Origin of the sequence: Methylicorpusculum oleiharenae (genome assembly GCF_009828925.2) — a bacterium.
In the GTDB taxonomy this organism is placed as follows: Bacteria; Pseudomonadota; Gammaproteobacteria; order Methylococcales; family Methylomonadaceae; genus Methylicorpusculum; species Methylicorpusculum oleiharenae.
Genome location: NZ_WUTY02000001.1, coordinates 5,197,334 through 5,214,840, shown reverse-complemented (window position 1 = coordinate 5,214,840; position 17,507 = coordinate 5,197,334). Strand labels below are relative to the sequence as shown.

17 protein-coding genes are annotated in these 17,507 nt (G+C 44.8%); 11 read left to right on the top strand and 6 right to left on the bottom strand.

Features of this window, described 5'->3' with window-relative positions; all coding sequences use genetic code 11:
• Nucleotides 1-69: 69 nt before the first annotated feature.
• Both GO003_RS23280 and GO003_RS23275 read left to right on the top strand, forming a co-directional pair.
• Nucleotides 70-792, top strand: coding sequence for a DUF2914 domain-containing protein (locus GO003_RS23280; RefSeq protein ID WP_159658194.1), 723 nt, complete (start codon nt 70-72; stop codon nt 790-792).
• 236 nt (nt 793-1,028) lie between these two features.
• Nucleotides 1,029-1,343, top strand: coding sequence for an H-NS histone family protein (locus GO003_RS23275; protein WP_159658195.1), 315 nt, complete (start codon nt 1,029-1,031; stop codon nt 1,341-1,343).
• Between the two features lie 326 nt (nt 1,344-1,669).
• On the opposite strand, the gene GO003_RS23270 is transcribed toward GO003_RS23275, so the two are convergent.
• The 4 genes from GO003_RS23270 to GO003_RS23255 form a co-directional block, all read right to left on the bottom strand.
• A complete protein-coding gene (locus tag GO003_RS23270) occupies nt 1,670-2,557 on the bottom strand; it encodes a carbon-nitrogen hydrolase (RefSeq protein ID WP_159658196.1) in 888 nt (295 codons plus the stop codon).
• Nucleotides 2,558-2,585: 28 nt separating this feature from the next.
• Complete coding sequence (locus tag GO003_RS23265) at nt 2,586-3,203, bottom strand: DUF2238 domain-containing protein (protein WP_159658197.1); 618 nt, start codon at nt 3,201-3,203, stop codon at nt 2,586-2,588.
• Nucleotides 3,204-3,300: 97 nt separating this feature from the next.
• Entirely contained in the window at nt 3,301-4,980 is a 1,680-nt protein-coding gene (gene recN / locus GO003_RS23260; protein ID WP_159658198.1) for a DNA repair protein RecN, read from the bottom strand.
• A 9-nt stretch (nt 4,981-4,989) separates the two neighbouring features.
• A complete protein-coding gene (locus GO003_RS23255; protein ID WP_159658199.1) occupies nt 4,990-5,865 on the bottom strand; it encodes an NAD(+) kinase in 876 nt (291 codons plus the stop codon).
• Nucleotides 5,866-6,261: 396 nt separating this feature from the next.
• On the opposite strand from GO003_RS23255, the gene hrcA reads away from it, so the two are divergent.
• The 6 genes from hrcA to GO003_RS23225 all read left to right on the top strand — a co-directional run bounded on the left by hrcA (nt 6,262) and on the right by GO003_RS23225 (nt 12,935).
• Nucleotides 6,262-7,320, top strand: a complete 1,059-nt coding sequence (hrcA, locus tag GO003_RS23250) for a heat-inducible transcriptional repressor HrcA (RefSeq protein WP_159658200.1) — start codon at nt 6,262-6,264, stop codon at nt 7,318-7,320.
• A 61-nt stretch (nt 7,321-7,381) separates the two neighbouring features.
• Nucleotides 7,382-8,029 (top strand): nucleotide exchange factor GrpE, encoded by a 648-nt coding sequence (gene grpE, locus GO003_RS23245; RefSeq protein ID WP_159658201.1) that lies wholly within the window; start codon nt 7,382-7,384, stop codon nt 8,027-8,029.
• 66 nt (nt 8,030-8,095) lie between these two features.
• A complete protein-coding gene (gene dnaK, locus GO003_RS23240) occupies nt 8,096-10,027 on the top strand; it encodes a molecular chaperone DnaK (protein WP_159658202.1) in 1,932 nt (643 codons plus the stop codon).
• Between the two features lie 342 nt (nt 10,028-10,369).
• The gene (dnaJ, locus tag GO003_RS23235; RefSeq protein WP_159658203.1) at nt 10,370-11,500 is read left to right on the top strand and encodes a molecular chaperone DnaJ; all 1,131 of its coding nucleotides are present in this window, start codon (nt 10,370-10,372) and stop codon (nt 11,498-11,500) included.
• A gap of 4 nt (nt 11,501-11,504) precedes the next feature.
• Nucleotides 11,505-12,311 (top strand): 4-hydroxy-tetrahydrodipicolinate reductase, encoded by an 807-nt coding sequence (dapB, locus tag GO003_RS23230; protein WP_159658204.1) that lies wholly within the window; start codon nt 11,505-11,507, stop codon nt 12,309-12,311.
• Nucleotides 12,312-12,365: 54 nt separating this feature from the next.
• Complete coding sequence (locus tag GO003_RS23225) at nt 12,366-12,935, top strand: DUF4124 domain-containing protein (RefSeq protein WP_159658205.1); 570 nt, start codon at nt 12,366-12,368, stop codon at nt 12,933-12,935.
• Between the two features lie 86 nt (nt 12,936-13,021).
• Here the strand turns inward: GO003_RS23225 and bfr are convergent, their stop codons facing one another.
• Both bfr and GO003_RS23215 read right to left on the bottom strand, forming a co-directional pair.
• Complete coding sequence (bfr, locus tag GO003_RS23220) at nt 13,022-13,486, bottom strand: bacterioferritin (RefSeq protein WP_159658206.1); 465 nt, start codon at nt 13,484-13,486, stop codon at nt 13,022-13,024.
• Between the two features lie 185 nt (nt 13,487-13,671).
• The gene (locus tag GO003_RS23215; protein WP_159658207.1) at nt 13,672-13,863 is read right to left on the bottom strand and encodes a (2Fe-2S)-binding protein; all 192 of its coding nucleotides are present in this window, start codon (nt 13,861-13,863) and stop codon (nt 13,672-13,674) included.
• Nucleotides 13,864-14,227: 364 nt separating this feature from the next.
• On the opposite strand from GO003_RS23215, the gene GO003_RS23210 reads away from it, so the two are divergent.
• The 3 genes from GO003_RS23210 to GO003_RS23200 are packed head-to-tail and all read left to right on the top strand — an operon-like array spanning nt 14,228 to nt 17,495.
• A complete protein-coding gene (locus GO003_RS23210) occupies nt 14,228-16,144 on the top strand; it encodes an ATP-dependent DNA helicase (RefSeq protein ID WP_159658208.1) in 1,917 nt (638 codons plus the stop codon).
• Complete coding sequence (gene tsaB, locus GO003_RS23205; protein ID WP_159658209.1) at nt 16,144-16,827, top strand: tRNA (adenosine(37)-N6)-threonylcarbamoyltransferase complex dimerization subunit type 1 TsaB; 684 nt, start codon at nt 16,144-16,146, stop codon at nt 16,825-16,827. Before GO003_RS23210 ends, tsaB begins: the two co-directional genes overlap by 1 nt.
• A gap of 44 nt (nt 16,828-16,871) precedes the next feature.
• Nucleotides 16,872-17,495: an L-threonylcarbamoyladenylate synthase gene (locus tag GO003_RS23200; protein WP_159658210.1), complete on the top strand. Its 624-nt coding sequence runs from the start codon at nt 16,872-16,874 to the stop codon at nt 17,493-17,495.
• Nucleotides 17,496-17,507: the final 12 nt, after the last annotated feature.

Below are 17,507 nucleotides of genomic sequence, written 5' to 3'. Positions count from 1 at the left end.
TATATTGAAAGAAAAATGAATGGGTTGGTTGTTGCCAAATCTCGAAAGGTAATGGATAGGAGCGGTGTTATGGCAGAGCAAAAGAAAATAATCATAAAAATAAATCATCCCAATAAAGCGGGTAAAAATACAAATCAGCTTAATGATGAAATTCAAATAACAGAATGGAATATTAAACGTATATTGATTGTCTCGTCTTTGATTTTACTGCTTATCGTTTTGCCTTATGTTTATCTGGATAACAGTCAACCGGAAAATAATGAGCTTCAAGGTATAAAAACTGAAGCCGAGTTTTTAGATGATACTGACGTCCAGACGCCAAAGTCTGAAGATGAAAAGGGTGTACTTAATCAAGATAATGCAGCAGATAAAAGCCCTCCAGTTAATTTGTCCCCAGCAAATCAAAATACAGAGTCACAGGTTGAAAGCATGGTCTCAGACCCGTCATCCCAAAAACAGTATAGAGTTGCGCGAGCTTCATTAACTTCGGGTATTCATGATAATCAACCCATGGATGAAGTGGTCTCTCCAATAAGAGTGGCCAAAAGCAAAGCAACAGGTATATTTTATTATACCGAGCTTTTCAACATGAAAGGCTTAAAGCTTTACCATCAGTGGCTGCACAACGGAAAAGAAAAGTTAAGAACCCCCATACTGGTTAAGCAGGATCATTGGCGAGTTTCAACCAGCAAACTGTTTACTCCTGCGGCCGAGGGAAACTGGTCGGTCAGGTTGATAGATCAGCAGGGTAGGATTTATCACAAAATAAATTTCACCGTAAAAACCAGGTAAAGCTATTTTGTTAACATCAATTTTTTGTTTTAAGCCTAGCAATTTTTTTAGAGCATGATAATTTATAGTTTTAAATAAACAATCGATGAATATATCGATTCCGTTTTAATTTTAATTGAACATATTTGGATAATGCATCCGTATTTGATATGATCAGCCGTCGATAACCTTTTAAGATAAATGATGGGTTATCAAAGAATATTGTTATGTTTAGGAATTTAAGGTGAGAAATACTAATGACTGAGTATCAGGAACTTTCTGAAAATGAATTGCAAGAGGTTATACTCAACGCAGAAAAAGCTTTAAAAACAAAATTAGCTAATAAGCGTAAAGACGTTATTGCTCAAATTAAAGAATTGGCCGCTGCCATTGATGTCAGTGTCGAAATAATAGAGAACGATAAAAAACTGACCCGTAAAGGATTGAAAGTGCCGATTAAATACCGGCATCCACAGGATCCCAGCAAAACCTGGACAGGAAGAGGCGTCACGCCAAGATGGTTGCAAACACTTTTGGATAGCGGGCGCGATCGGTCTGAATTTGAAGTTTAAAGGACCGGGATTAATAAAGTTGCGTTGTTCAATAGAGGGTTAATTGTATTACATAGGTATTGAGTAAGGCAGATTCCAGTATAGTTATATGGCTTATAACTTCCCGATGATTAAATTGCATGAATAATGAATTGGTTCTCTTCAACGCAATTTAAATACCTGATACAGATGACTCCGAGAAGTTATTGTTGGCATAAGTTTGAATCGTTTTGAAAAGATCATCAGTGTAGTGACTGAGGTGCTTTTACTCTCTATAATCAGTTTAAAACATGAGGAACCGGGTTTGTAACTCGAATAAGCCCGAACTCAATGTAGTACGGATTTGATTAATCTATAAATCGTTTAGTGATATCTCCGTACTCATCAATACGCCTATCTCTCAAATAAGGCCAAATTTGCCTTACTTTTTCGTTTCGGGCCTTGTCTATTTCACAGGTTAGTATCTTTTGTTCCGTTGCGTTAGCGCTGACTAATACCTCTCCTTGAGGGCCGGTTATGAAGCTGTTGCCCCAAAAATCAATGCCGGTATTAGTGTCAATCGGCGATTGCTCGAAACCGATACGATTGCAGGCGATAACGGGAATACCGTTGGCAACGGCATGCGCTCTCTGAATAGTAATCCAAGCGTCCAGTTGCCGTTTTTTCTCAGCCTCAGTATCGTCGGGATCCCAGCCAATTGCCGTTGGGTAAATCAATAATTCGGCTCCAGCCAGGGCCATCAGTCTGGCGCCTTCTGGAAACCACTGATCCCAGCAAACCATCACGCCTAGCTTGCCTACGGATGTTTCAATCGGTTTAAAGCCGATGTCGCCTGGAGTGAAATAGTATTTTTCGTAAAATCCCGGGTCATCCGGAATGTGCATTTTTCGATATTTTCCGGCGATGCTGCCGTCCTTATCGAAAATGACAGCGGTATTGTGATAAAGCCCCGGTGCCCGTTTTTCAAAAATGGTTGAAACAATCACCACGTCCAGTTCTTTTGCCACGTCTGCTAGAACAGATGTAGTAGGTCCCGGAATAGGTTCTGCGGTGGCGAATAACTGGTAATCTTCGCTCTGGCAGAAATAAGGTCCCAAATGTAATTCAGGCAAAACAACCAAGTCGGCGCCCAGGTTTTTGGCTTCGTGAATCTTGGTAATGGATAAATTTAAATTGGTCTGCTTGTCTGCATCGCAGGGCTGCTGAACGGCGCTTACAGTAAGGTTTGTTTTCATAATGGTAATGCTTTAATGAGCAGTCAGTTTATCGAAAATGGGGAGGTTGGCGGTTTGTCAGGTCATTGATTTGCCGGTCATGGACATGTGTCAGAGTCAACAGGGCAGTCACGGCGCCTAAAAGTGCGAAAGCCATATCGGATTGCGTGTCCCATTCATAACCTTGCGTGCCTAAAAAGGCAGTTGCGGCATCCTGACTTAACGTGGCTACCAACCACTCCAGCAATTCGTAAAATGCACTGATCGCCAGACAAATGCAAGTCACGATAAAATTTAACCAGGACAGGTTGGTGAGCACTGCTTTTCTAATAAAAATCTCTCTAACAATAATTGCCGGTATGAATCCTTGCGCTAAATGACCTAGTTTATCGTAATTGTTACGCTCCCATTCCATGGGCTGTTTTAGCCAATCGAACAGTGGTACTTCGGCATATGTGTAGTGACCGCCAATCATTAGAATCAAGCTGTGAATCAGAATCAAACCATAAACCAAACGCGTCAAAGGAAACCTTTGCCGGGAAATTATCATCACAAACAAGCCAATCAGAGCCGGTGATACTTCCAAAAACCAGGTTAATTGGTCTTTTGGTTCAAAGCCCGACCAGAAAAATCCGGCAAAAAAAATGACCAGCCAGATTTTCGTCATGGTGCCTGTCGCTTTGGACCGGCTCTAGAATCAATAGCGCTCTGAATTACGACGCCTAATGCGGCGGATGTGCCTTGCCGTTTAGTGCGTAACTTTGTCATGGTTCATTTTTTCCGGTCATCAGCATTTCCTTGGCATGTGCCAGCGTGTTTTCTGTGATATTAACGCCGCCCAGCATCCGGGCGATTTCATCTATTTGTTGTTGTTCATCAAGTTGTGAGACGGTAGAGGACGTCATTTCGGACTGGTTGTTTTTGGCAACAAAAAGATGATGATGGGCCTGAGCCGCAACCTGCGGTAAATGAGTGACACAGATGACTTGCCTGTTATGGCTCAAGCGCCGCAGTTTTTGTCCGACAATTTCTGCTATGCCGCCGCCAATCCCGGAGTCGACTTCGTCGAATATCATGGTGGGTGTTGATTTGTCGTTACTCGTTGTCACTTGGATGGCCAGACTGATTCTTGATAATTCACCTCCGGATGCCACTTTGGCTAGGGGTTTTGGGGGTAATCCTGGGTTTGCGCTAACCAGAAATTCGACCTTATCAAGACCCTGCTGGCGAGGTGTTTCATCTTCAAACGGCGAAATTCTAACCATAAAATCACCTTGCGGCATACCCAGTTCTTTAATCATCGTCGTGATTTGAGTTTGCAGTTTGAGCGCGCCTTCTCTGCGTGCCTCGCTTAACTGGTCGGCCAATTTGCGGTATTCGGTCAGCAAAGCTACGGATGCGGCACTCAGTTCTTCAATGCGTTCACTGCTGTGCGTCAGATTGGCCAATTCCTCATCAAGCCTTATCGCCAGTTCGGGTAATTGCTCAGGTATTACCTGGTGTTTTCGGCTTAAGTTCTGAATGATGCCGATTTGATTATCCAGCCAGGATAGTCGCTTAGGATCGGCTTCCAGGCTGTCCATGTATCTGCGTAATTGTTGAGAAGCTTCTTCGATCTGAATGTGCGCTTCAGTGAGGAGGGTGCTCACGCTTTCGAGCGCCGGAGCAAAACGGCTGAGATCCGTTAACGCATTAATGGAATACCCTAGCAGGTGGTGAATCGACATTTCGTCGTTTTCGTACAGCACATCGAGCTGCTGATGTCCGACGGTTAAAATCTCACCTAAATGCGCCAGTTGGCTGTGTTCTTCCGTCAACTCCGTGTAGTTGAAATGGTCCAGATCCAGTTGTTGTAACTCTTCTATCTGAAATTTCAGTAATTCTTCGCGTTCGGCTTTATCCGAATTGGCTTTCAATAACGCTTTGAGTGATTTGTTGGTATTAAGCCATTTCTGATGGCAGGCCTGAAGCTGTTCGAGTAAGCCCTGGTTTTGAGCAAAGTCATCTAACAGGCGGCGTTGCTCGTCGTTGTGCAGCAAAGTCAGATGAGCATGTTGGCCGTGAATTTCGACCAGCTTCTCGCTCAGATCTTGCAGTGATTGCAAGGTCACGGGGCGGTCGTTGATAAAGGCTTTTGAACGTCCATCCTGACTGATCACCCGGCGAATCAAACACTGATTTTCATGGTCCAATTCATTGTTTTCCAGCCAGGTTTTGGCTAAGGGTGCATCGGATAGGTCGAATTCAAGATTAATTTCCGCCCGCTTTGAATGCGGCCGGATATAACCCGAATCGGCTCTGTCACCCAAGGCAAGACCTAACGCGGTCAGTAAAATGGATTTTCCGGCCCCCGTTTCGCCGGTCAGCACCGACATGCCCTTTTCAAGCGCCAGTTCAAGCGATTGAACCACGGCCAAATCATTGATTGTGAGATTTAATAGCATGTGTTTGAGTTAACTGCTGCTCCAGTTAAGTTTTTTTCTAAGTATATGATAAAAATCATGTCCTTCGGGATGCAGAATTCTAATCGGTTTTGGGTCTTTGTTGATTAAAATTTTATCGCTGATCAAAACGTCAGGGATTTCCAGGTGATCACAAGTGACCAAGGCATTGATTTGTTTGGTCTGGCAAAAGCTGATTTCAATATGAGAGGAATCATCTATTACTATTGGGCGGTTTGTCAGGGTATGCGGGTTAAGCGGAACTAAGACCAATGCATTTAGCGAAGGATGCAGTATCGGTCCCCCGGCCGATAATGAGTAGGCGGTCGATCCGGTCGGCGTAGAGACGATCAGGCCATCGGAGCGCTGTGAATTAAGAAAAACCCCGTCAATATGGGTAACAATCTCTATCATGCTCGGCGTAATCCAGCGGTGGATCACCACTTCATTGACGGCGGTTTGCTCATGAATGACCGCATTGTCCCTGATGATTTTGGTGTGCAGTAAAAAGCGCTTTTCTTCCCGGAATGCACCGTTGAGAATTTGGTTGAGTTTGACCAGAAGCACATCGGGAGAAATATCCACCAAAAACCCCAATCGGCCTAAATTAACGCCAATCAGTGGAATGTTGTAAGGCGCAATGGCGCGCGCCGCTGATAAAAAAGTCCCGTCACCGCCTGCAGCGATAACCAGATCACAATGCAGTCCCATTTCTTCGGCAGCACAGGTCTTGACGTCGGATTCGTCAATAAATCCTGCGCTTTGCGCATCAACAAAGACGTGGTATCGGCACCGCTGCAAAAATTGATAGAGCAAGGTTAATGTTTCAGCAATACCCGGGTCACTTGATTTTCCAATAATGCCAATCTTTTTGAACAGTGTATGCATTGATCTCCGGTTTGCCGAATTACTTTTAAGTTATTTGGGTCATGCAATTAAATTTATCGATTGAATGGGTTTTAAAGACTGGCTTCAGTCAGTTTTAGAGCTAAACGGGAATCCTGCGTTTTTGGCCGTTTTACGGAAAAATCGAAATAACTTAATTCAGAGTGTTAATGTACAGGTACTTTAAGTATCTATTTGTAAAAGTTGTTGTAGGGTTGGTGCGAGATTATACAAAATATGGCTTCTTGTTTGGTTAAAACCAAAAATAATATTTGATTTACCCATTAAGCTTCGCTAAGCGAATGTTTTTGTTAATTTATTGATTTGACAAGTAAAGGGTTTGCTGATAATTTTTTGTTAGCACTCTGCTTTATAGAGTGCTAACATCGGAGCGAATAGATGGTTGAGAAAAAAAATCAGGCTTTAAACGAAAGATCTTTACTGTTACTTAAATCCTTGATTGAACGGTACATCTATGATGGTCAACCGGTAGGGTCAAGAGTTTTGTCCAAAGATCCGGCGCTTAATTTAAGTCCCGCTACCATCAGGAATGTGATGGCCGATCTGGAAGATCTTGGTCTTATTCATTCGCCGCATACCTCGGCAGGGAGAGTTCCAACCGTAAGCGGTTATCGCTTGTTTGTTGATTCACTGTTGACCGTGAAGCCGCTTGAAATCAGTGAGCTCAATCTTATTCAAAGCAGTTTGGTTGCAAAAAACGATATTAATCAATCTATTGGCGTTGCTTCAAAGTTGTTGTCCGATTTGACCCGAATGACCGGTGTAGTGACGTTGCCTAAAAGAGAACTGGTTAGTTTGCGGCATATTGAATTTCTGCCTTTATCGAATACCCGTGTATTGGTTATTTTGGTAACGAATGAACAAGAGGTTCACAACAAGATTATCCATACCTCCCGCGAGTTTTCTCCCTCGGAATTGCAGCAAATCGCCAATTACATCAACACTATGTACTCCGGACGTAGTTTGGCCGCAGTAAAAAAAGCGGTGATTGAGGAGTTGAAAGTCGCTCAGGAACGGATGAATCAGGAAATGCTGGATGTCGTGCAAATGGCTAAATTGGCGTTAGACCAGGACGAGAATTCTGAAGATTGTGTGATCAGTGGTGAGACCAATTTGATGGGCTTTTCCGAACTGTCGGATATTGATCGTCTAAAACAGCTTTTTGACGCCTTTAGCCAAAAACACAATGTGATTCATTTGCTTGATCAATGCCTTAATGCTGAAGGCGTCCAAATTTTTATCGGTGAGGAATCCGGCTATCAACCTTTTAATCAGTGCAGTTTGGTGACTTCGTCTTACTCTATAGACGATGAAGTGGTGGGGGTGTTAGCGGTTATCGGTCCTACACGCATGGCTTATGAAAAAGTGATTCCTTTTGTTGATCTGACGGCAAAATTATTGGGTGCAGCCTTGAATCCGAAAACATTGGCCCCATGATTACGCTTAATTGACAGTTTGCATCAGCACGACACCAAAATATAAACCGGAGTTTTAGATAATGAGTAACGAGCAGGAGTTGCCAGAGGCAGCGAACCAAGAAGAACTAAAAATTGAGGCTGAAGTAACACCCGAAATTCAGGAGCCGCCAACCGAAGAAGTTGCCGTGCAGCCGCCTGAAGTCCAAGAGGATTTATCGGCAGAGCTGCAGAAAAAGCTGGAACAGGCCGAACAAAAAGCCTCTGAAAATTGGGATAGGGCTATGCGTCTTCAGGCAGAAATGGAAAATCTGAAAAAACGTATTCAAAAAGATTTGGAAAGCGCTCATAAGTACGCGCTGGAAAGTTTTGCAAAAGAATTATTAGCCGTGCTCGATAGTCTTGAACTTGGCTTGCAGGCTGCAAGTGGCGAGAGTCCCGAAGTCCAAAAATTCCGTGAAGGCAGCGAATTAACGATTAAACAGTTCGAATCTGTTTTTACAAAATTCAATATTGAAGTCGTCAATCCGATAGGCCAGCCCTTCAATCCTGAATTACACCAGGCTATGGCTATGCAACCTTCGGCAGATGCGGAGCCTAATTCCGTTTTGAACGTTTTTCAAAAAGGTTATGTATTAAACGGCCGCTTATTACGGCCCGCAATGGTTGTGGTTGCAAAGGCGGAAGAAAAGCCGCCTGAAAATACACCCAAAATAGATGAGCAGGCTTGAAGATAACAAAACAGCCCTTATATAACTACTAACTTAAACAATCTCATATCAAGTCTGGAGAATTCAATGGCTAAAATTATTGGCATAGATTTAGGAACCACTAACTCGTGCGTAGCAGTGCTGGAAAACGGAACGGCGCGCGTGATTGAAAATAGCGAGGGTGCAAGAACGACGCCTTCTATCATCGCGTTTACCAAAGACGGTGAAGTACTGGTCGGGCAATCTGCCAAGCGCCAGGCAGTAACCAATCCTGAAAATACCTTGTTTGCAATCAAACGCTTGATCGGTAGACGCTTTAAAGATGATGTTGTACAAAAAGACATCAAAATGGTGCCTTATAAAATCATACCGGCTGATAATGGTGATGCGTGGGTAGAGTGTCATGGCAAGAAAATGGCTGCTCCGGAAATTTCATCACGGATTTTGATGAAGCTCAAAAAAGATGCGGAAGCTTATCTGGGCGAAGAAGTCAAAGAAGCGGTTATTACTGTACCCGCTTATTTTAATGATTCACAAAGACAGGCCACAAAAGATGCCGGACGTATTGCGGGTCTGGATGTCAAACGGATTATTAACGAACCCACAGCGGCAGCTTTGGCGTTCGGTATGGATAAGCCCAAAGGTGACATGAAAATTGCAGTCTATGACCTGGGTGGCGGTACTTTTGACATTTCTATTATTGAAATAGCTGAAATCGAGGGTGAGCATCAGTTTGAAGTGTTATCCACCAATGGTGATACCTTCCTCGGTGGTGAAGATTTTGATTTGCGAATCATCGATTTTCTGGCGGATGAATTTAAAAAAGATTCCGGTATTGATTTGCATAATGATCCTTTAGCATTACAGCGTTTGAAAGAAGCAGCTGAAAAAGCAAAAATCGAATTATCTTCAACGCAACAAACCGATATCAATTTGCCTTATGTCACAGCGGATGCATCAGGTCCAAAGCATTTGAACGTCAAGTTGACGCGGGCAAAACTGGAATCTCTGGTTGAAGATCTGGTTGAAAGAACCAAAGCGCCTTGTTTGATGGCAATTAAAGATGCAGGCCTGTCTGCGTCCGATATCAATGATGTTATTCTAGTCGGCGGTCAATCTCGTATGCCGCGTGTACAGGATTTTGTTAAATCCTTGTTCGGCAGAGAGCCTCGTAAAGACGTAAATCCGGATGAAGCAGTTGCCTTAGGTGCTGCGATTCAGGCGGGTGTGTTAGGCGGGGAAGTTAAAGACGTGTTGTTACTGGACGTAACGCCATTATCGTTGGGTATAGAAACGATGGGCGGCGTCATGACAAAACTGATTGAAAAAAACACAACGATACCGACCAATGCCTCACAGGTTTTCTCGACAGCAGAAGATAACCAGACGGCCGTTACCGTCCATGTATTGCAAGGCGAACGCGAAGTGGCCAGCGGCAACAAATCGTTGGGCCGGTTTGATTTGTCCGATATTCCACTTGCACCGCGCGGTGTGCCGCAAATCGAAGTGGCGTTCGATATTGATGCAAACGGTATCTTGAATGTTTCGGCCAAAGACAAGGCGACGGGTAAAAAACAATCTATTGTCATCAAAGCCTCCAGTGGTCTTGGCGAAGATGAAGTCCAGCGTATGATCAAAGATGCGGAAGCTCATGCAGACGAAGACCGCAAAATTGCCAAACTGGTCGGTGCCCGCAATCATGCCGAAGGTATGGTTCATGCGACAGAAAAATCCTTGAAGGAATTGGAAGGTCAAGTTGAGTCTTCAGAGAAGTCAGCGATTGAGTCCGCCATTAAAGATTTGAAGGATGCGATTAAAGGTAGCGATATTGACGTCATTGAAGCTAAAACCAATGCGCTGACTGAACTTTCCGGTAAGCTGGCCGAGCGCGTTTATGCTCAAAAAGATGAATCTGAAACCAAAGCCGAAGGACAAAGTTCCGGATCAAGTTCATCGACAGCGGATGATGGGGTGGTCGATGCTGAGTTTGAGGAAGTTAAAGAAGACGATAAAAAATAGTTTATGGAGCCATCACGCCGACAAAAAGTTGGACAGATGGCCCTGTAAGGTTCATAGTGCGGCTTTTTGACGCAGTCATGGGGCACAAAGTTGTGATTGACTTTGTGCCTTTGTGATTTCTGGCTGTGACGTTTGTTTAGCGGGTTCGGCATTTTCCTTAACAGGGTGTGCGGGATCAATTCAGGTTTTGTTGAAGTGTTTGCCTGGATTTCGGTGATTGACAAGCGGAACCCTATTATTTAAAAGCATAATTCCAAGCTCTCTAATGAGCGCGGGTATTCATAATTTGCAGCAATGCTATATCTTCTAATGTGACTTTAGAAGCGGATTGAACAGACTAACATGGCAAAAGAAGATTATTACAAGCTCCTCGGTGTCGATAGAAACGCCAGTGATGCGGAGATAAAGAAGAGTTACCGCAGCAAAGCGATGAAATTTCACCCGGATAGAAATAAAGAAAATCCTGAAGAATCAGAGGCGAAATTCAAGCAAATCAAGGAAGCCTACGAGGTATTGTCTGACCCCAAGAAGCGCTCAGCTTACGATCAGTTCGGGCATGCCGGGGTCGACGGTTCAATGGGCGGAAGATCGGGAGGATTTACCGGCGAAAGTTTCAGTGATGTATTCAGTGATGTATTCGGGGATATTTTTGGCGGAGGACGTCAGCGCAGCGGCGTTCAGCGCGGTGCTGATTTACGTTATAACCTTGAATTAAGTCTGGAAGAGGCCGTCGGGGGCACAGAAGCAAAAATCAGAGTTCCTGTCTTAGTGGTGTGTAACGAATGTGATGGTTCGGGCGCAAAAAAAGGCAGCTCTCCGGTCACGTGTTCAACCTGTCATGGTCATGGCCAGGTGAGAATGCAGCAGGGCTTTTTTTCCGTGCAACAAACATGTCCTACCTGTCACGGATCCGGAAAGCAAATTAAAGATCCTTGCCGAAAATGTCATGGTCAGGGCCGTGTCCAGGATACTAAAACTCTATCGGTCAAAGTGCCTGCAGGTGTCGATATTGGTGACCGGATCAGGTTGAGCGGGGAAGGTGAGGCCGGACTCAATGGGGGACCTTCCGGCGATTTATATGTTCAGATCAATGTCAGAGATCATGCGATATTCACTCGAGATGGCGCCAACTTGTATTGTGAAGTGCCTATTAGTTTTCCAACTGCTTGTTTAGGCGGAGAGCTTGAGGTCCCGACACTGGATGGTAAGGTTAAACTTAAAATTCCGGCGGAGACACAAACCGGAAAATTATTCAGGTTGAGAGGCAAAGGCGTAAAGCCGGTTAGAGGCGGTGCGGTAGGTGACTTGCTTTGCCGGGTCATTATTGAGACGCCGATTCATTTAACCAAAGACCAAAGAGACATGATTGAACAATTGGGGCAATCCTTGGTGGGTGGTGGTAAGCATCATAGTCCACAGGAACATTCCTGGCTGGACGGTGTAAAAAGCTTTTTTGAAAAACTGACAGGTTAGATTTATGGTCCGCGTTGCAATTGTGGGTGTTTCGGGCCGGATGGGCCTATGCTTGATCAAAGCCGCTGCGTTGTCCGGTTCCGCCGAATTAACTGCGGCTTTGTCCCGTCCTGAGAGTTTGTCAATCGGCAAAGATGCCGGTGAGTTGGCCGGTTTAAGTCCTTTGGCAGTTCAGGTGACCGATGATCTGGCTTCTGTGACTGAGCATTTTGATATCTTGATTGACTTTACCCGGCCGGAATCAACTTTACGCTACATTGAAATTTGTCAAAGTGCCGGTAAAGGTATTGTGATCGGCACGACCGGTTTTAATGAAGCGCAAAAAAATCTGATTAAATCGGCATCTGAGAATATCCCTGTCGTATTGGCGCCGAACATGAGTGTCGGCGTCAATCTATCGCTCAAATTGCTGGAAATGACCGCGAAAGTCATGGGGACCTATACAGACATAGAGATTATTGAGGCCCATCACCGTCATAAAATCGATGCGCCGTCGGGAACGGCATTACGCATGGGTGAGGTGGTAGCCGAAGCATTGGGGCGCGATTTAAAAGACTGTGCCGTTTATGGAAGAGAAGGGGTCACGGGGGAACGTGATCGAAAAACGATTGGTTTCTCTACCATTCGTGCCGGTGATATTGTCGGCGAGCATACCGTCATGTTTGCCGATGAGGGTGAACGTGTTGAAATAACTCACAAAGCCACCAGCCGTATGACGTTTGCCAACGGAGCTGTCAGAGCGGCTGTTTGGCTTCAAGGCAAGCCTAATGGATTCTATGACATGCTGGACGTACTGGGGTTGAAAGACTGAGATTTAAAGGGTCTTTGATCCTTAATGCCACATCAGACCGATGAGGTGTGTCCTATGAAGATCATCCTAATAGCATTAACCGTCACCGTTTTTGTGACGATTGAATCTGCGCAGGCCCAGGTTTTTAAATGCACCTTTCCATCCGGAAAAGTGCATTTTCAAGATGATGAGTGTCCATCAGAAGCGCAACAAGATTCTTTAAAAATTAAAGAAATGACGCCAGAGCAGAGGGTTGAGTCTGAAGCTCGTTTGAGGCAGTGGCAACTCGAGCAGGACGAAAAAGAGTCCAAAATAAAAAAAGCAGAACAGGAAAGGCGTGCTGAGAATGCCCGGTTGGAAGAAATCGAAGCCTTAAAGCGTAGCGCCAATGCTCAGGAAGACTTGGCGGAAACCAAACGCCGGGAACTCGAACTCCTTCAGCAGCAACCTTCAGTCAACATCTATCAGCCCTATTATCCGTTAGCCGTTCCATATAGAGAAAACGATTGGCGGAATCATCGCAAAGATCACTACGGTGACAAGAAACATAATAAAGCCCCGGTGATTGATAGAAATCAAAATCGTAGCGTCAATCAGGGAATCACCAATGACAGCGTCAATATAATCAGCAGGCCAAGACGCTAGCCTCGACCCGTTCAAAAAGGCTGTTTTGAGGGTTTAACTTTTTAACAAATTAGGGCGAATAGAATTCGCCCTGCTTGACGGGGAAGTTACATTTGAGATTGCAAATAGTTTTGCAGACCGATTTGTTCAATCAGTTCCAATTGTGTTTCCAGCCAGTCAATGTGTTCTTCCTCACTTTCGAGGATGGCTTCAAATAATTCTCTGGAAATGAAGTCTTGGACCGTTTCACAATAGATTATGGCTTCTTTTAAAAGCGGGACGGCCTGATATTCAAGCTTAAGATCACAAGACAGCATTTCCTGCGGATTTTCACCAATTAACAGTTTGCCAAGATTTTGCAGGTTTGGTAATCCCTCCAGAAATAAAAGCCGCTCAATCAGGCGATCGGCGTGTTTCATTTCATCGATCGATTCGTGATATTCCTTTTCGTTCAGTTTAGAAAAGCCCCAGTTTTTATACATGCGAGCATGTAAGAAATACTGATTGATAGCGGTCAGTTCGTTTTCAAGCGCTTTGTTGAGAAATTCAATAACCTTTGGATCGCCTTTCATTTTTGCCTCGTGGATTTGATAAATGGACGCGCAAGGGCAATATGGCAGTGAGGGCTTTAAAGTTAAGGGCATAAGTAGCAGTCAAATTCCAGAAAGGTAGGTTTTCCTGCAAACTTCATTCAAGCTCAGCTATTTAAACGTTACAAATTTACCTGAAAGATAAATATAAAACCTGCCAATGCTTCTTACGCAGCAGCCCACATTATAGGCGTTTGCGCGCGGTGTTCGTCAAGCAACTGTTTTACATGCGGCGAACATTTGCCGCAAACAGTTCCAACGCCCAAACATTGATTCAGGTCTTTACGAGAACAATAGCCATTGCTGATAGCCGATTTTATTTGCTTGTCAGTTACTGCTTTACAAACGCAAACATACATTGTGAATCTCCTGGAATTGTTTGTCATGTAAATAATAACAATTCTCATTAGAAAGTAAAGTCGTTTTTGGTATCTTTTGTGATGAAGTTTGCATAATCCGATATTTCGTATCAAATTCAAGCTTTTTAAACAAACTGACAACCCAATAAACAGTTTAATATTCATCGGGTTACGGATAAAGGCGATGAGCTTGACTGTTCCGTCACTCAGAATGAGTGGCGTGTTATTCACCTGCCATGAAAAAATCAATGATCATGGCTGCCTTAATAAAGATCAGTGAATGACATAAACATTTTAATTACGCTTGAATACTGACGATGTTCCTGCGTACACTTCCATCTTTTGTTATCAGCCTGTTATTAGAGTGATTGAACTGGAAGCATTTTTTGGTAGTGATGGGCCGCTGGCTAAAGTCATTAAAGGCTATAAGCCTCGTGCTGCGCAAATAGAAATGGCGTTAGCCATTGCCGAATCGATTGACCAAAAGAAGGACTTGATTGCGGAAGCCGGCACCGGCACAGGCAAAACATTTGCTTATCTGATCCCTGCTATTTTATCGGGAAAAAAATCCATCATTTCCACCGGAACGAAAAATCTACAAGATCAGTTGTTTTTTAATGACCTACCTGTTATCCGACAGGCCGTTACAGTGCCGTTTGTCGCGGCCTTGTTAAAGGGAAGAAGCAATTATCTTTGTTCATTTAGGCTTGATAATTCACTCAATTCGGCTCTGGGTTTCAGTAAGGAAGACGCCTCGGCATTGACAAAAATTCAGTCATGGGCCAAACGCACGCAATCCGGCGATATTGCAGAAATGCAGGATGTGAGTGAGGCTAATCCTGTGTGGTCTTTAGCTACGTCGACGGCAGACAATTGTCTGGGTGTTGATTGCCCTGACTATGAACAGTGTTTTCTGGTTAAAGCCAGAAAAAAGGCGCAGGAGTCGGATATTCTGGTGGTCAATCATCACCTGCTTTGCGCTGACTGGTCGATACGGGAAATTGGTTTTGGCGAGTTATTGCCCGATGCTGAGCTGGTAGTGATTGACGAAGCGCATCAGTTGGCCGATACCGCCTCCAATTTTTTGGGTATTTCATTCGGAGCCAGGCAATTAGATGATTTGGCTAAAGATGCGTTGGTTGAATATTTTAAAGATGCTACCGATATGCCCGATTTACGTACTGCTTGCGAAGAACTGGATCTTCAGATCAAAGCGGCGCGATTGTCATTTGGGCTTGAATTGAAAAAAGGGGATTGGGAGGACATCGAACATAATCAGGCGATCTGTGAGGCGCTGACAGAATTAGGTCAAAAGCTGAAATTTTTGCAGGATCAGTTGGAACTGGCCTCAGTTAAAACCAAAACACTGGAAGGCTGTTTCAAAAGAGCTCAGGAGTTGAGCGAGCAATTCAAGCTCATCATGCAGGACCATGATGGAAAATGGATACGCTGGTATGAAACGCATAAAAAAACCTTCACGCTAAGCCGAACGCCGCTGGATATTGCCTCTGAGTTTCGCGCCTTCATGAAACTGCATCCTGCTACCTGGGTTTTTACTTCTGCAACATTGAGTGTTGCCAATAAATTCGATCATTTTTCACGCAGTCTCGGACTGACCGAGCCAATCTGTCAGAGTTGGGAGAGTCCGTTTGATTATGCCAACCAATCCTTGTTTTATCATCCCAAGGGATTGCCGCAGCCCTCCACACCTAATTTTACGGAGCGTATTGTTGAATTTGCCTTGCCTGTTCTGGAAGCCAGTAAAGGTAGAGCGTTTTTTTTGTTTACCAGTTACCGCGCACTGAATCAGGCGGCGGAGTTGCTGGCTGGAAAAATGCCTTATCCATTACTGGTTCAGGGAACCCGGCCAAAAGGGCTGTTGTTGGAGGCTTTTAAACAAGCCGGTAATGCGGTTTTATTGGGCACTTCCAGTTTTTGGGAGGGTGTCGATGTCAGGGGGGATGCCTTATCCTGTGTAATTATCGATAAACTGCCGTTTGCAGCTCCGGGCGATCCGGTCCTGAAAGCCAGGCTGGCGTCAATGGAACGGCAAGGTCGCAACGCATTTTTCGAACACCAAATTCCTGCTGCAGCGATTGCATTACGTCAGGGTGTAGGTCGTCTGATTCGGGATGTGGATGACAAAGGTGTGCTGATGGTGTGTGATCCCAGGCTTTTAAAACGTTCATATGGGCAGATTTTTCTCGACAGCGTACCTTCAATGCGGCGGACCCGGAATATTGAAGACGTAAAAGCTTTTTTTCAAGATGAGAATACGTGATGAAATTACTTGCAGTTGAAACGGCAACTGAAGCCTGTTCTGCAGCTTTGCTGATTAATGGGGAAATCCGTGAGCGCTTCGAATTGGCCCCCCGGATCCATACTCAACGCATTTTGCCAATGATCGAATCACTGATGGCCGAGGCTGATTTACGGCCTCAACAATTGGATGCTGTCGCCTTTGGCTGTGGTCCCGGGTCTTTTACAGGCGTTAGGATTGCGACCGGAGTCATTCACGGAATTGCCTTTGGCGCAGACTTGCCTGTTGTGCCTGTGTCCACGCTTGCTGCTTTAGCGCAGGATGCGTTTGACTCTACTAACGCATCCGTGGCTTTTAGCGCCATGGACGCACGGTTAACCGAAATATTTTGGGCGGTTTATCAACGTGACGCAAACGGTTTTGCCCAATTGGCAGGTAAAGAGAGCGTGATACCCGCTGATCAGGCTGACGCGTGCCATCAAAAAGGTATCGGGGTGGGCAGTGCCTGGCGTGTTTACTCCGAGGTCTTGCTGGCTAAATTAACGCAAAGTGTTATTTCTTTTGACGCGGACCGTTTGCCGCGAGCTGCGGCTGTGGCTTCGTTGGGCGCGCAGGGCATGCTTGCCGGAAAGGCCGTTCCAGTTGAAGAGGCGATGCCCGTTTATCTGAGAGACAAAGTCGCAAAGAAAGAATCTGAGCGATAATGAGGTATAATGCCCGGTTTTTGAATTGGCGAAATTAAAACGTCATGGCTCAGTTTTTTCAAATACATCCCGAAACACCCCAGGCACGCTTGATTGTGAGAGCTGTCGATATTGTTCACAGCGGCGGGGTTATCGTTTATCCAACTGATTCATCCTACGCAATAGCCTGTCACATGGGTGATAAACATGCGCTGGACAGGATTCGCAGGATCCGTCAGTTAGATGATAAACATAACTTTACTTTGGTCTGTAAAGATCTGACGCAAATTTCGACCTTTGCGAAAATCAGCAATGATGCGCACCGGTTAATCAAAGCGCTGACGCCGGGGGCTTTCACCTTTATCCTGGACGCCACCCGTGAGGTGCCGCGCCGCTTGCAACATCCCAAGAAAAAAACCATAGGTATCCGTATTCCCAATAATGCAATAGCAAGACAGTTAGTTGAAAACCTTGATGAGCCCCTGTTCAGTTCGACACTGGTGTTGCCGGGGGAGGAGGATGCGATGATTGATCCTTATGAAATCAGAGAGCGACTGGAGCATGAGGTCGATCTGGTTATCGATGGAGGTGTTGTTAAGTACGAACCTACGACCATTATCTCCTTTTCAGGACAGACTGCCGAAATTATCAGGCAGGGTAAAGGTCAGGCACCCATGTTGGAAAAATAGAAGAGAATACCG